Below are 14,612 nucleotides of genomic sequence, written 5' to 3'. Positions count from 1 at the left end.
TATCTGCACTAAGCCTGCTGAAGGCAATTGAATACAACGAATTATTGATCTTAACTTATTCAGCCAACACGATTATTGTAAGGACTTTATCGTGCTTGTTTTTGCGGAATTACATAATTATTGTTTTACATCAATAACACTGTAAATGTAGGATGAGATTAGTTAATCATTCTATAAGCTCGATAGAATTTCAATCAAATATAAGTGTTTACCTATGACGAAAGCTGAAAAATCGTTTCAATTAGCAATTAAAGATGCAGAAGGCCTACTTTCACGTTTTGATAGTGAGAAAAACTCAGCAACTGATAATAATCCTGAAGCATTGAAAAGGGCTGGTATGGTAATGGCCTTGGCGGCCTGGGAAACATATGTAAAAGATCGGTTTAAAGAAGAAATCCAATCTTGGTTATTAATAGTAAAGGGCAGCCCTTTAGGCAACTTTGTACAGCGGCAAGTGGATGAAGATTTAAAGCGCTTCTTCAATCCGAATAGTGCTAGAACAAAGTTACTTTTCAAAAGCTATTTTGAAGTCGATATTACAAGTGCATGGAAATGGGATAATTATCATCCTCCCCAAGCAAAACAAATTCTTGATGAGTTCATATCAAAACGTGGAGATGCCGCACATCAAGCCAATACATCTCCAGGACAACCTCATCTTATAAAGAGAGATGAATTAGAAAAAGCGATAAGGTTTCTTAAAGGACTCGTTAGGGCTACGGATAGCTTCAGTTTAGTTAAATAAACTCTAACAATCCGTCAAAGTTAGAAGTACAGCTTGGCGTTAACACTATATGGTTGATAAAAAAATGGCTATCGATTTGATAGCCATTTCAGTTGTTATTGCTCAATTTGCAAATATCTCAGAGCAAACAACCTTAAGCTTCTAGCGAATAAGGTAACGACATAATCGTTAAAGCAGACTCTTCATCACCAGCAATACGCAAAATAGCATCTGCTTCAGTGTCATTGGCTAGCACAGCCGTTAGTAATACTTGATCGCCTTGCTGAACAAACTCAATAATAGCACCGCCGCGACGATAGCCGCCCTCAAGGGCGATTTCTAATGCTGTTTCTTCGGTTAACGTTTGGCTACTGGTACCAGATAAAATATACAGCGCGCGTTTGTTACCACCACGATACTTCATACGGGCGATGGTTTCTTGGCCCATGTAACAGCCTTTAGTAAAGCTGATGCCATTAATAGACTGCACGTTACACATTTGCGGTACGTATTGATTGGCATGTACGCCCGGAATATTGGGGTAACCTGCTTTGATTTCTAATGCTTGCCATGCCGCGGCGCTGTACAAGGTTTGGTTTGCATAAAGAGTTTGGGCTTTTTCTAGGCTTAACATGGCAATGAAACGCTGGCCATCTTTAAGCAGCAAACCACCATCAACCACAGTGACTTCACTGGCAGTTTCAGGGCTAACTTCGGCAAAATGTTGTTTAACAAAAGTGTTGGCATCGCTGCCTGCAATACCGATTAATTGCCAGTTAGCTGATGCATCAACTAACTCTGCTTTACTAAATACTGAATATTTTTTTAACTGGGGTAAATCAATCGCTAATGCGCTGGTGGGCATCAGCATAAATAAGCTGTCTTGTAATGCAAAAGCGCGGAAACTGGCTAACATTTTACCTTTGGCATCACAGTGCGCGCCCCAGCGCCATTGGTCTGCGGTAAGTGAGGTAATATCAGTTGTTACCTGGCCATGAATAAAACTGCGACCTTGCTCACCCGTTACTTCTATAAGACCTAAATGATTCAGGTTAGCTAGCATTATTGCAGGCGTGTCTTGGGTGGGGGCCCAATCTGGTTGACTTATTGAAAGGCTCATAGGATTTTCCTGTAATACAGCAACATAATGCCAGCAGTGTAGCCCAATCGGTGGGGACTCTAAAGGGGCAAGACAATAAAAAACGACTATCTAAATATTATAGATAGCCGTTTTATTTTTACTGTGATCTGACGCTATCGATATTAAAACAATACGCGGGTACGAATTGTTCCTTCAATCAGTTTCAGTTCACCTAAGGCTTCTTCAGCTTGATCAGAATCGACTTCCATTACCACGTAACCAATTTCAGCGGTAGTTTGCAGATACTGAGCTGCAATGTTGATACCTTTAGCCGAAAATGCTTGGTTAATTTTGATCAACACACCAGGACGGTTATGGTGAATATGCAGTAAACGTGAGGCACCAGCGTGTTGTGCTAGTGATACTTCAGGGAAGTTAACGGCAGATACCGTAGAACCATTATCTGAGTATTTAGCCAATTTACCCGCAACTTCAATACCAATGTTTTCTTGCGCTTCAGCGGTACTGCCACCAATATGTGGTGTCAGTATCACATTGTCCAGGCCACGAAGTGGGCTAACAAATTCATCATCATTTGATTTAGGCTCAACTGGGAATACATCGATAGCCGCGCCTGCAATGTGCTCAGACTTAACAGCCTCTGCAAGTGCATCGATATCAACCACTGTGCCGCGAGAAGCATTGATGAAGAAACTGCCCTTGCGCATTTGGCTAAATTCTTTCTCACCAAACATATCTTTAGTTTGTGGCGTTTCAGGAACATGTAGGCTTACAACATCAGCTGTGGCCAGTAATGTTTCTAGGCTGTGAATTTGTGAGGCATTACCAAGGGGTAATTTATCTTCAATATCAAAGAAAATAACTCGCATGCCTAAGGTTTCAGCCAAAATGCCGAGCTGAGTGCCAATATGGCCGTAACCAATGACACCTAGAGTTTTTCCTCTCACTTCAACGCTACCGTTGGCGCTTTTTAGCCAGCCGCCACGGTGACATTGAGCGTTACGTTGTGGAATGCCGCGCATTAGCATGATGATTTCACCAATGACTAATTCAGCCACACTGCGGGTATTAGAGAATGGCGCGTTGAAAACAGGCACACCGAGTTTTTCAGCTGCGGCAAGATCAACTTGGTTGGTTCCAATACAAAAACAGCCAATGGCAACCAGCTTCTCTGCATGGCTAAGTACTTCAGCAGTTAATTGAGTGCGCGAGCGTAAACCAACGAAATGGGCATCCTTGATGGACTCCAATAACTCACTTTCGCCTAGTGAGGCTTTGTGGTATTCAATGTTGGTATAGCCTGCTCTTTCTAGTACATCTACCGCACTTTGGTGGACGCCCTCCAACAGCAGGATTTTTATCTTATCCTTGTCAAGCGAATGTTTCGCCATGATATGGGTACCCTCTAATGTATAATTGCTGATTTAGTACCTAGTTAAATTAGTACTTATGCTTATAATATCAATTAGTTTATGCTTGATATCTGTTCCCAAGCGACGTCAAGTTACTAACCTTAGAAACGGCCAATAAGGTCAATTCTACTTTGGGAATAATTTGCGACTTCCAGCGCCTAGTCAAAGTAGCACTTTTTTGGCCAGTTGTGGAGGGCTAGATGGCTAAAGTTAATATTCTAATTCTAGAACAATATCGAATAAGAGGAATTTACATTGCTGAATAAAGTTATATGGATGGTAATTTATGTCGCGGTGCTACTTTGGTCCGTGAGTGATCCCAAAGATATGTTCACTTGGTGGTTAGAAGCGATACCCGCTTTAATCGCGTTACCACTGTTATTTTTTACTCGAAGCCGCTTCCCATTAACCCCTTTGGCCTATTGGCTGATTTTATTTCATTGCATAGTATTAATGGTTGGAGCGAGATTTACCTATGCTGAAGTACCGTTATTTGACTGGTTAGCGCAAGTGATGGGCAGTGAGCGAAACAACTATGACAAAGTCGGTCATTTTGCCCAAGGTTTTGTGCCTGTTATTGTCGCCAGAGAAATAATGTTGCGTAACGGAGTACTTCAGTTGGGAGCTTGGTGCCAGTTTTTGTCGGTATGTTTTGTATTAGCGTTCTCTGCATTCTATGAACTAATAGAATGGTGGGTTGCCGCCGCAACGGGTGAAAATGCCGAAGCCTTTTTAGGCACCCAAGGCTATGTATGGGATACCCAGTCTGACATGTTTTTAGCCTTGATTGGCGGTATTTGTGGATTAGTCTTATTAACTCGTCTGCATAATCGACAAATTCAAAATTTAAATGTCGCTATTAAGCCCTAGTTAAAAACCTTATGATTTATCAGTCAAAAATACGATTAATACTTTTGGCTGATAAAATTTATTATTGTTCTAGTTAATTTCTACTACCCTTGTTACTCAGTTTATCCATTTACCTTATTCTGGGCGTTTATGAGTAATTGTATCTGGCTTCAAGGTAAGATTTAGGTATAAAATCAAACACAGGATGATGTTCAAGTATTAAGCACTTTGGCTTATTGATGATGTGGTTAAACCTCATAGTTAGGAGCACTTGAACAAATTAAACTTTTCAGGGAGAAGAGTGATGAGTTCCAATACATATGAATTGGTTTTTTTACACCAATTATCGGCACCTTGTCATTTAGCTATTCTTGCTGAATCGATAGGCCTAAAGACACGCATCGTCAAGAGTGCTGCTGAATTAGAGTTCGAAAAAAAGTCTAATAGTTTTTACCTTGTGGCTCAAAAAGGCGCAGCCCTTGATAGCAAAGGTATTCCTCTATTAGTTTCGCGTATTGTTAATCATGTCCCCGTAGCCTTATATCAAGTAGAACGCGGCTCATTAGATCAAGAGACTGCATTATTGCTGGGGGTGCGTGGACTGCTATATTCAGATCAACGAATGGACTTAATGTTAACTGGTTTACGTAAGATGGTATCTGATGAGCTTTGGTACGACAGACCATTGATCAGTAAAATTTTTAGACGTTTAGTTCAAAAACTTGATAATAATAACGAAATCCCTGCAGATACGGTTGCCATGTTACAAATGCTGACTAATCGAGAAAGGACCATTATTCAGCTAGTGTCTAGTGGTGCTAGGAATAAAGAAATTGCCCATCGCTTATGCATTAGTGAGCACACTGTAAAAGCCCATATCTCTTCTGTTTTTCGTAAAACACAATCCCGAAACAGAGTTGAACTATTACGCTGGGCGCAAACTTATCAAACTCATTTTGAGTTGGTAAGCTAGAGTCTTTGTCTTCAGCTGATGCAGTTGATTTTCGTGGTAACAAAAGGGAGCATCATAGCTCCCTTTTTTGTATTTTTAGCGCGGCAAAATATACATTATAAAGATCAATTTGATAGTTAATTATTTATTCTGCCGTCATCTCACAGTACACTGGAAAAACAATTGTTAACTGGATGTATTCAATGAGTATTTGGTTTAGAGAAGTAACACTTGCAGATTGCGAGCGCTTAGATGCAGGGATGAATGGCAAAGGCACACTGATGCAAACCCTAGGGATTAAAATTACCGAAATTGGTGATGACTATCTTAAGGCCACTATGCCCGCCGACCCTAGTGTACACAACCCACTTGGTATAGTGCATGGTGGTGCAAACATCGCGCTTGCTGAAACCGTTGCCAGTTATGCAGCAAACTTTGTTGTTGATTTCACTAAGTTCTACTGTGTTGGCCAGGAAATTAACGCAAATCATTTAAAAGCCTCTCGCAATGGCACATTAACTGCCACAGCAAAGCCAGTTCATATAGGCAAACGCAGTTCAGTATGGGAAATTCTAATCCATAACAGTGCTAATGATTTATGTTGTATCTCACGGATGACAGCTGCGGTTGTTGAACGTTAGACCTCATCATATTGAGCTAAAATCTGTAGATATGTTGAGATGAATTTTAGCATTGAAGATCAACAGAGCCAGACTATACTCAATAAAACAGCGTGATAGGGGAATAAATATGGACACAGCAACAGTTTGGGAGTGGGTGGGTTATCTTGCTTCGGTAGTGGTGGCGATATCTTTAATGATGGCAAATATTAAAAAACTTCGCTGGTGGAACTTAGTCGGTGCGGCTTTGTTTGTTGCCTATGGACTGGCCATTGATGCTATTCCAGTCGCGTTAGTGAATTTTTTCATTGTGTTAATTGATGTTTATTATCTCGTTAAATTGTATCGCGAGCCTGTAGCTGAACCACCTTCAGAATAACCATGTTATTTTGTGAAAACGCCGAAGCATGCTTCGGCTTTTTATTGCACTTTTAATCGGTTCTTACTTTCTTACATACTCTCCTGATTATTATAATCGATTGTTATTATCGTTTTTAATCGTTTTTATTGTTTCTTTGGTTGCTCTATTATCGCTTTATACGATAACGACAGCCGAGGGAAACACAATGGCAACCGTTTACGACTTAATTGAACAGTGGTTACTTGAAAGTAATTAGGGGAATATAAATGAGCAATGTAAATTATTTAACCAGTCAAAATGGTGCACCAATAGCGGATGATCAAAACTCTCTTTCAGCAGGTGAAAGAGGGCCTCTTTTATTGCAAGATTGGCATTTGATTGAAAAGCTGGCGCACTTTAATCGCGAGCGTATTCCTGAGCGTATCGTACATGCTAAAGGTACAGGTGTTTATGGCGTTTTTACGCTGACTAAAGATTTAAGTGACTACACAATAGCGGATCATTTTAACGGTGTGGGTAAGCAAACTGAAACTTTTGTGCGCTTCTCTACCGTAGGTGGCGAAATGGGATCAGCAGATGCAGAACGTGATCCTCGCGGTTTTGGATTACGTTTTTATACCGCTCGCGGTAATCATGACATTGTGGGTAATAACACCCCGACATTCTTTTTACGTGATGGTATTAAGTTTCCAGATTTTATCCACACTCAAAAACGTCACCCACAAACTAACCTAAAAGATCCACAAGCCATGTGGGATTTTTGGGCGCAAAACCCAGAAGCCCTGCATCAAGTCACCATATTAATGTCTGATCGAGGCATTCCTGCAAATTACCGTCAAATGCACGGCTATGGGTCACACACATTTTCACTTTGGAATGCCAAAGGTGAGCGCTTTTGGGTTAAGTTTCACTTCAAGTCTCAACAAGGCGTAGTTAATTTAACCAATGAGCAAGCAGATAAGCTAAAGGGAATAGATCCTGATTCTTCACAACGTGACATGGTAGCCGCGCTCGCTGACAAAAACTTCCCTAAATGGGCGGTTAATGTGCAAATTATGCCAGAGGCAGAAGCCAATACTTATGCTATTAACCCGTTTGATTTAACCAAAGTATGGCCGCACTCTGATTATCCATTGATTGAAATAGGTGAACTTGAGCTGAACCGCATGCCAGAAAACTACTTTGCCGAAGTGGAACAAGTGGCGCTATCGCCAAGTAACTTAGTGCCTGGTGTCGGCGCATCGCCAGATAAGATGTTGCAAGCGCGCTTGTTTGCCTATGCCGATGCCCAACGTTATCGCATTGGGGCAAACTATAATCAGTTACCGGTTAACTGTCCGCATGCAGCTAAAGCCAACCATCATCAACGTGGTGGGGCAATGGCGGGAACTCAATGTCCATTTAATGGCAGCCAAACCGGTGGTGATGCGAGCGCTAACTATGGTCCGAATACCTCGACAACACCATTGCAGGAAGTGACTAATTTTGCTGAGCCACCACTGCGTTTAGACGGAGAAGCAGCGCGATATAGTCGTTACAACCAAGATGATTTTAGTCAGGCGGGTAATTTGTATCGCATGTTCTCAGCGGATGAAAAGCAGCGCTTAATTAACACCATTAGCGGATCGCTTATTCAAGCAAGCCTAGATGTGCAGCAAAAAATGGTCGCACATTTTAGCCAAGCAGATGATAATTATGGCCAGCGCATTGCAAAGGCATTAGGCTTATAGCAAACCCGTTAAGTTAGTGCTGATGGCATTTATATTGGTACATAAAAAGGACTGAAATTATTCAGTCCTTTTTAGCGTGTGCGGTTTGTTATTCATGCAACTAGGTTGTGCAAAGCTTGCACCCTTAGAAAATAAATTCATTATTGCTATTAAAGTTAAGGATAACCCATGAATCTTCGCGCAGTCGCTACAATTCTGTTCAGTGTTTTGTTATTACTAAGTGGTTACAGCTATAGCAATACCTCCTTGTTACAAGGCGATAATCTTTCTAAAGATGCAAGCATTAAAACAGTACCAAAACTACAAGATATCAATACCTTAATCCAAGCCGCTATAAATGATTCATTGCAGCCATTCAGTGGCAGCGTCATGTTACTCGAAAATGGCATACCACTTTTCGAACTGCAAAAAGGTGAAGGCATTCATCAAGCGTCAAGCTTCGTCATGGCATCACTCTCTAAACAAATCACCGCAACTTTGGTATTACAAGCGGTTGATGCTGGCAAGCTCGGCTTAAATCACTCACTTAATCGTTATCTTTTTGACCATGTAACACTGGATAAAAGTAAGTTCCAAAATGGCATTGAGACGAATTCCGATAAAAGTGCATCTTCATTTCTTCCCAACCAATATGATGAAAGAATTACCATACACCATCTGCTTAGCCACACATCGGGAGTGGACGTACTCGGCAAGCCCAATCGATTTGAGCCAGGGAGCCAATTTGAATACTCCAACTTTGGTTATGCGCTTTTAGGTCAACTGCTCGAAAAGGTAAATCAACAATCATTTGCCATGCAGATTGCTCAATTTTCACAGGTTAACAAGCTCAACGGACTTTATGCGCAAGTAGGCAGTATTGAAACCATTCGACAAAACCTGGCTTCGCTGGCTATAGGCTTGAATGAATCGGATGTTCTTGCGCCTGCAAACTTGGTTATTGACGCATCATTACTTCCCGCTGGAGGATTGATTGCATCTGCTGCGGCGTTTGCCGAATTTCAGCATCAATTACACTCAGGAAAGCTTATCAGCCCTAAAAGCTATGAACTTATGACACGCTCTCATACCCGTATTAAATTTCTATGGCCGGATATGAGCTATGGCTATGGGCTTAGAATCAATACAGAAGGTGGCATCACAGAATACAGCCATACAGGCTATTTACCTGGATATATGTCTATGTCACTTCATTACCCTGAGTTTAATCTTGATCTGGTCATGTTAGAAAACCTATCCTTAAATCTAAATGATCTTAGCCGCGTTTTTGAACTTCACACCCAGATACGCCAAGTCATTCGGAGCAATTTACAGCTCACCAAAAAGTCACATCCAATATTGTCTGAGTGAATTTAGCTATCTAATATGTTCTGCAGCCGTATCCATGCCGTTCTTATGTCACTTGGGTTGCATTCCAACAAGCCTCTTAACGGAGTTTTAGTGTTAAACATTGCTACCCCTAAACCGATTGTTTTGGTATTAAATTGGTTTAAATTTATGTGCTTAGATTCTTTAGAGCGCTGTTGCTTTTAAGACGGCCGATACTATAGATGACTAATATTACCAATTGGTAGTGCCAAAATTTCCATTTTATGGTGAGTGTGATTAGTGTGATTAGTGTGATTGTTGCAATTGGTATTTAGCGAGCTGAACGAGGAAACAAGCAGTACAGGATATACCACCAACTTTGTAGGATAAATATTAAATACTGAACTATGCTTTAGTAGTCTTTCTAATAATGGTAATTAATTACAGGCGCTATACTTTAAGCAGAATAAGGATATTTAGCGTTTTACCCGCACCGAGGTGACATGCAGCTTTTATTATTTTTTCATTTGGTCAAAGGATTGCTAGTGCGATTATTGTTGGTATTGTCAGTCGTTTGTTTATTGAGCTTATTCTCGGCCACAACAGCATTTGCTAAACAAACAAAATCACAATCATCTACTGTATTAAAATTTTGTATCGAAGATACTGAATTTCCACCTTTTAAATATTTTATTCGAGAAAATGGCAAACCTACCTCCGTTAGTGATGGTTATGATGTTGAGTTATTGGCTTTAGTTTTTTCCTCAACAGCTTTTGAATATGAAATTCAGGTTCGTCCTTGGGTGCGATGCTTGCATTCTTTGCGTAATGGTTCGATTGATGCAGCCATGAGTGCATCGCTCAATGCCAAACGAGAAATCGATTTTCGTGCCTCCGAAGTCTATTATTATCTCACGCCAAGCTACTTTTACCTTAAAAGTAGCTTTATCTCAGAACCTATCATTGAAAAATTGGAAGACCTGTCGAAGTACGGTCAGGTATGTGGAATAAAGGGCTTTAATTATGTACAGTTTGGCTGGCCGCCACACTTAAGCCTAATAGAGACTCCCTACATGAGCCATTTGTCAGACATGCTCAAGAAAAATCGCTGTAAATTCTTTCTTGACCGTAAGGAGTCATTTTATGGCACCTTAGCCCTGAAACAACATGACCTTATGCCGCCAGACTTGGTGTCTAGGCCAACACCCAACAATGTAAAAGAAAGTTTTCATATGCTGGTATCAAGAAAGTCATTACATCAAGACATGATCCTTAGCCTTTTTAATGCCTCAGTGCGTAAAATGGAAAGCAGTGGCGAATTGGCTAAATTACTCAACAAGCATCAACAAAAGATCGGTGCTAATCGGTATACCGAGGAATAATCTTAATCATGGTTTTTTTACATTAATGGTCGGGTGATTTTAATTAGTTGGGCTGTTAATCAAGAAAAAACTCTCTAATAGCGGCTTCTTCTTCCATAGCATCCTGATAGCCTTTGCTAATCAGTTCGCTACAAAATCCGGGTTCAAACAGCAAGTAACTGGCAAAACTAGCGCCGCCTCCCTTACCCGTCGCGCCTGTGGTTTTCATCAAGGATCGCATGGCAAATGGCATGGTGTGCACGTGCTTAGCGGCGACTTTATCGAATTCCACTCTAGGATTTAGCGCTAACAAATTAACTGCCCGAACTTCACCTTGTTCAGTATAGGCAACTTGATTTTGAGTGATTCGAATCAGATCGTTCATCCTTAGCATGATATCCACATCATGCTCTAAGCTATCGACAAAGGCGCTATTAAATAAGTGCCCTACCATTTGTGCAAGCGAAGGCGAATGGGTGGTGGTTTCACGTTTGGGAATAACTCCCGCGTTACCACTAACCCCTATGACCAAGATTTTATCTGCACCAAATTTAAGTGCAGGACTCAGTGGCGCTAGTTGTCTTAAGGCACCATCGCCAAAATATTCTCGACTAACCTTCTCAGCGGGAAATATTGTAGGAATGGCAGATGAAGCCATAAGATGTTGAACTGCTAATCGTGTAGGCACTCCCACTCTGCGGCCTTTGCGCCAGCCTTTGATGTCTGATTTACCTTGGAAAAAACTGACCGACTCTCCTGATGTGTATCCTGTGGCGTTAATGGCCACAGCATCCAAATAGCCGGCATCAATGCGTTTTTGTATATTTTTAAATTGTATGGTGTGCGCGAGTAGGGCTCTTAAGGGATCATTATTTAAAAAAGCCAACGGACGATTCATGCCAATGCCTTGATTTAGCATGGACGATAATAGGGTGCCGCCACTTTTGAGCAGATCCCATGCCCCCGCTTTATAAACCCGATCTACTGTGATGTGCTGCCAAAAATATTCAACCTTTTTGACCGCAAGACGAAAATTGTTAGCTGAAGCCGCCAGACCTACGGCATTAATTGCACCCGATGACGTCCCGCTAATAATTGAGAAAGGGTTGTGCGCATTTTTGTTGTGTAAATCAGCTATCGCCTTAAGTACACCGACCTGATAAGCACCTCTAGCACCGCCGCCGGATAACACTAAGGCTCGTTTGGTCATAGTAAGATCTCTTTTGAGTTATTATCTTCATGAAATGGTTATTACGTGTTCTTATTAATAGTCATGTCCCATATGACCTAGATTCACCTAGTTATCCGTTCTAGTACCTTGTAAGCATAGAACAAGTTACAGGTTATATAAGATTGTTTGCATAATTTTAACAATAAAATATGCTGATTAAATCGGCGCCTTATCATGTATTTTGTCTTATTGATTTAAAGCACGTTGTTAGCATTGAGGTCGCTGGTTTTTTAGCTGGCAGCTTGCTGCTGATAGATTAAGTGGTTAAATGTGTTTTGGACTTGGTTCTGGGGAAATGATTTAACTTACTCAGACAAATATCATCAAGAGGAGAGTGGTATTCGCTAGATGGTGTAGAATAGAGCACCTGAATAGGCTGTGAGTGGTTATTTATCACCCTTTGCGTGCTGCGCAGCTTTAAATTATTTACTGTAAACGAGATTTCAATGTCGAACGTCAATACCCTCGAACTTAATGGCTTTGTGCAACAATGTACCAGTGCTTTAGCTGATAATACGCTGCAACGTTTAGTGTTTTCAAAATACTGTGGCGACAATAAAGAACTTAAGCGTATTGCTATGCGTCCAGTGGAGCTAAAAGGCCTACGTTTGCTGTCTTGTTTATATGAATACCGTACCAATCACATTACTAAAAATGTTGAACTGGCTGAGGTTGAAACTTTGTGTCAACAATGGCTCGAAAGCGAATTTCAAAATGCACATTTGATCACCCAAGAGTGGGAGGTCCAACTGAGTATCAGCAAGAAAGGCAAGGTATTGATCAATAAATACCGCAATAAAAATGCGCCTAAAGCCAGTGAGGTCGATACCGCAATTAATAGTGAAACCGCGCCGCATAACCGTGCTAAAAAACGTTTTGTTGAACAAGACCGTCCTTATTTGCGCGAGTTAGGTATTACTGATGCCAGTGGCGAAATTATTCCTGCTATGTCGCGTAAGTGGAAGCAAATCAATAAATTTATTGAAGTGTTGTCACGTGCTATTGATAACACAGGTTTAGCCAACAATAGTGAAGTGCACATTGCCGATTTTGGTTCAGGTAAGGCGTATTTAACCTTTGCTGTGCACGACTATTTTATCGACAAACTACAGGTGAGTACTCAAGTTACCGGTGTAGAACTTCGTCAAGGGCTGGTTGATTTATGCAATCAAACTGCGAGTAAGCTGGCGTTAACTGGGATTAAGTTTGAGCAGGGCGATGTGCAACACTTTAAAGCCCAGGGGATTAACATCATGATAGCCTTACATGCCTGTGATGTTGCCACTGACTATGCTTTGCATATGGGGATTCAAACTGGCGCGGAAATTATCATGTGCTCGCCGTGTTGTCACAAACAAATCCGCCCACAAATGAAAAGTCCGACTTTGCTAGCACCGTTATTACAGCATGGTATTCACTTAGGCCAAGAAGCTGAAATGGTCACCGATGGCCTGCGCGCATTACTGCTTGAAGCCCACGGTTATGATACGCAAGTATTTGAGTTTATTTCACTTGAACACACCAGCAAAAATAAAATGATTTTAGCTCAAAAGCGTACCCAAGCCCGCGACAACAGCGCTATATTGCAACAAATTGCCGACATTAAAGCTTTTTATGGCATTGAAGAGCAATGCTTAGAAACCTTGCTCGGTTAGATTAAAGCGGCATTATTTAAGCGGCTTGGATTTAAACTGAAGGTGTTTAAGTTGTTTTAAATTTAAGTATTTTCCTAGTCTAGCTTTCGAAAGTTAAGCTTTAGCATGTGAGGTACTGCATTAAGGTGAGTTGCAGTTTGCCGTAGCTTTTAAGTTGCCAAAGATTTTCTATACTGGCTAAAGATGAGTGAGCTTGATTTGGTAATTGTGGCGTGCAGTTTGGTATTGCTGTTAAATCGATAATTAGGCGGTTAATCAGTGCCGTTAACGGTTGAGTATCTTGTTTTAATTGCTCACTGCACACTTTATGTTGCAGCATAGCGTGGCTGATCAGCATTATGCAGCGTAATAGTTGCTCAAAGGTACTCAGGTAGAGAGCGGTTCTCGCCAAGGTGTCGGTTAATTGCTGATTGTGTAGTTCATCTAGCGGATGACTTTCGCTATTGAACAGGTTAGCCATGTACTCCAAAGCGCTTTCTAGTTGCAGCCAATGGGAGAGTCCCATTTTGAGTAATGGTTTAAGAGCTTCTGGGGGGATATGGGCTGAGCTTTTCAGGTTATCTAGTTCAGTGGGCCAGTTAGTATTGAGCTTAAAAGGGACTCGTTCTGATAATAAATAGCCTGTTAATGCCTTACTTTGCTGGCCTAATCTGAGTGGAATATACTCAATCATAATTAAGCCTAATAAGATTAAATCTGCACTGTTACCCTCTATCAATTCAAATTCCAGTTCACTTATTACCCCGTTATTTTTAGGGGTAATCACTTCTCCGCTATCTAACGCGACCTCAATTTTGCTTTGATTGAGGCTTACTATCCACGTGTGTCGAGTGAAACTCGTGTCAAAAATAGCCATTAGCGCAGAGTTTAGCTCAGCGATTACTGTGCCTTTTGGCCAAATATGGTCGGGAAACAAAAAAAGGTTGGGTGTTTTTTCAGCGGTCGACACATTATATTCAGGGCGACTATGAAGGCCATTTATAACACTTCCTGCGGTTTTAATCGTTTGCTCTTGATGGTTTTTTGAGCCGCGGACACGCAAGCCCATATCCCATTGGGCTAATTGTAATGTGCTAGTATCGAAATAATGATTAAATAAAAATTCACTTTTACAGTAAGATGAATTGTGCAATTTATTAAGGTTTTTTATTAGTGAATCATGGTCTTGGGGAGATACCAACAGTTTCAACTCAATTTCAGCATTCATTGACTTATTACTCACCTTGTAATCAAATATTCATTAATGCGTCATATTTAGTTCACAATGTCACATTTCTGTAATAAAAATCCCTTAGGATTGCACCGCT

The 14,612-nt window shown here is 41.0% G+C and carries 13 protein-coding genes; 9 read left to right on the top strand and 4 right to left on the bottom strand.

Translation table 11 applies throughout. The features are described from left to right. The first annotated feature begins 214 nt into the window (after positions 1-214). Positions 215-745, top strand: a complete 531-nt coding sequence (locus tag ACRWQL_RS07770; RefSeq protein ID WP_434952975.1) for a HEPN domain-containing protein — start codon at positions 215-217, stop codon at positions 743-745. A 133-nt stretch (positions 746-878) separates the two neighbouring features. On the opposite strand, the gene ygfZ is transcribed toward ACRWQL_RS07770, so the two are convergent. Continuing rightward, a complete protein-coding gene (ygfZ, locus tag ACRWQL_RS07765) occupies positions 879-1,844 on the bottom strand; it encodes a tRNA-modifying protein YgfZ (protein ID WP_434952974.1) in 966 nt (321 codons plus the stop codon). A 143-nt stretch (positions 1,845-1,987) separates the two neighbouring features. Further along, positions 1,988-3,217, bottom strand: coding sequence for a phosphoglycerate dehydrogenase (gene serA / locus ACRWQL_RS07760; RefSeq protein WP_434952973.1), 1,230 nt, complete (start codon positions 3,215-3,217; stop codon positions 1,988-1,990). Positions 3,218-3,514: 297 nt separating this feature from the next. On the opposite strand from serA, the gene ACRWQL_RS07755 reads away from it, so the two are divergent. The 7 genes from ACRWQL_RS07755 to ACRWQL_RS07725 all read left to right on the top strand — a co-directional run bounded on the left by ACRWQL_RS07755 (position 3,515) and on the right by ACRWQL_RS07725 (position 10,440). Then, complete coding sequence (locus tag ACRWQL_RS07755; protein ID WP_434940592.1) at positions 3,515-4,108, top strand: DUF2238 domain-containing protein; 594 nt, start codon at positions 3,515-3,517, stop codon at positions 4,106-4,108. Between the two features lie 283 nt (positions 4,109-4,391). Continuing rightward, positions 4,392-5,060 carry a response regulator transcription factor gene (locus ACRWQL_RS07750; protein WP_434928169.1) on the top strand — a complete coding sequence of 223 codons (669 nt, stop codon included), beginning with the start codon at positions 4,392-4,394 and terminating at the stop codon, positions 5,058-5,060. A 182-nt stretch (positions 5,061-5,242) separates the two neighbouring features. Then, on the top strand, positions 5,243-5,680 hold the full coding sequence (locus ACRWQL_RS07745) for a PaaI family thioesterase (protein WP_226411349.1): 438 nt from the start codon (positions 5,243-5,245) through the stop codon (positions 5,678-5,680). Between the two features lie 109 nt (positions 5,681-5,789). Further along, positions 5,790-6,038 carry a YgjV family protein gene (locus ACRWQL_RS07740; RefSeq protein ID WP_434952972.1) on the top strand — a complete coding sequence of 83 codons (249 nt, stop codon included), beginning with the start codon at positions 5,790-5,792 and terminating at the stop codon, positions 6,036-6,038. 248 nt (positions 6,039-6,286) lie between these two features. After that, entirely contained in the window at positions 6,287-7,750 is a 1,464-nt protein-coding gene (katB, locus tag ACRWQL_RS07735; protein ID WP_434952971.1) for a catalase KatB, read from the top strand. Between the two features lie 168 nt (positions 7,751-7,918). After that, entirely contained in the window at positions 7,919-9,100 is a 1,182-nt protein-coding gene (locus ACRWQL_RS07730) for a serine hydrolase domain-containing protein (RefSeq protein ID WP_434952970.1), read from the top strand. Between the two features lie 503 nt (positions 9,101-9,603). After that, positions 9,604-10,440, top strand: coding sequence for a substrate-binding periplasmic protein (locus tag ACRWQL_RS07725; protein ID WP_434952969.1), 837 nt, complete (start codon positions 9,604-9,606; stop codon positions 10,438-10,440). 55 nt (positions 10,441-10,495) lie between these two features. Here the strand turns inward: ACRWQL_RS07725 and ACRWQL_RS07720 are convergent, their stop codons facing one another. Beyond that, positions 10,496-11,629, bottom strand: a complete 1,134-nt coding sequence (locus ACRWQL_RS07720; protein WP_434930557.1) for a patatin-like phospholipase family protein — start codon at positions 11,627-11,629, stop codon at positions 10,496-10,498. 467 nt (positions 11,630-12,096) lie between these two features. On the opposite strand from ACRWQL_RS07720, the gene ACRWQL_RS07715 reads away from it, so the two are divergent. Further along, a complete protein-coding gene (locus tag ACRWQL_RS07715; protein WP_434952968.1) occupies positions 12,097-13,305 on the top strand; it encodes a class I SAM-dependent methyltransferase in 1,209 nt (402 codons plus the stop codon). 100 nt (positions 13,306-13,405) lie between these two features. On the opposite strand, the gene ACRWQL_RS07710 is transcribed toward ACRWQL_RS07715, so the two are convergent. Beyond that, on the bottom strand, positions 13,406-14,527 hold the full coding sequence (locus ACRWQL_RS07710) for an inorganic triphosphatase (RefSeq protein ID WP_434952967.1): 1,122 nt from the start codon (positions 14,525-14,527) through the stop codon (positions 13,406-13,408). Positions 14,528-14,612 lie beyond the last annotated feature (85 nt).

Origin of the sequence: Shewanella sp. HL-SH4 (assembly GCF_051164845.1) — a bacterium.
GTDB classification, from domain to species: Bacteria; Pseudomonadota; Gammaproteobacteria; order Enterobacterales; family Shewanellaceae; genus Shewanella; species Shewanella glacialimarina.
This window is presented reverse-complemented; position numbering and strand designations above follow the sequence as displayed.

Coding starts and splice junctions, on each gene's coding strand:
- ACRWQL_RS07770 (WP_434952975.1), top strand. CDS start 215: ATGACGAAAGCTGAAAAATCGTTTCAATTAGCAATTAAAGATGCAGAA.
- ygfZ (WP_434952974.1), bottom strand. CDS start 1,844: ATGAGCCTTTCAATAAGTCAACCAGATTGGGCCCCCACCCAAGACACG.
- serA (WP_434952973.1), bottom strand. CDS start 3,217: ATGGCGAAACATTCGCTTGACAAGGATAAGATAAAAATCCTGCTGTTG.
- ACRWQL_RS07755 (WP_434940592.1), top strand. CDS start 3,515: ATGGTAATTTATGTCGCGGTGCTACTTTGGTCCGTGAGTGATCCCAAA.
- ACRWQL_RS07750 (WP_434928169.1), top strand. CDS start 4,392: ATGAGTTCCAATACATATGAATTGGTTTTTTTACACCAATTATCGGCA.
- ACRWQL_RS07745 (WP_226411349.1), top strand. CDS start 5,243: ATGAGTATTTGGTTTAGAGAAGTAACACTTGCAGATTGCGAGCGCTTA.
- ACRWQL_RS07740 (WP_434952972.1), top strand. CDS start 5,790: ATGGACACAGCAACAGTTTGGGAGTGGGTGGGTTATCTTGCTTCGGTA.
- katB (WP_434952971.1), top strand. CDS start 6,287: ATGAGCAATGTAAATTATTTAACCAGTCAAAATGGTGCACCAATAGCG.
- ACRWQL_RS07730 (WP_434952970.1), top strand. CDS start 7,919: ATGAATCTTCGCGCAGTCGCTACAATTCTGTTCAGTGTTTTGTTATTA.
- ACRWQL_RS07720 (WP_434930557.1), bottom strand. CDS start 11,629: ATGACCAAACGAGCCTTAGTGTTATCCGGCGGCGGTGCTAGAGGTGCT.
- ACRWQL_RS07715 (WP_434952968.1), top strand. CDS start 12,097: ATGTCGAACGTCAATACCCTCGAACTTAATGGCTTTGTGCAACAATGT.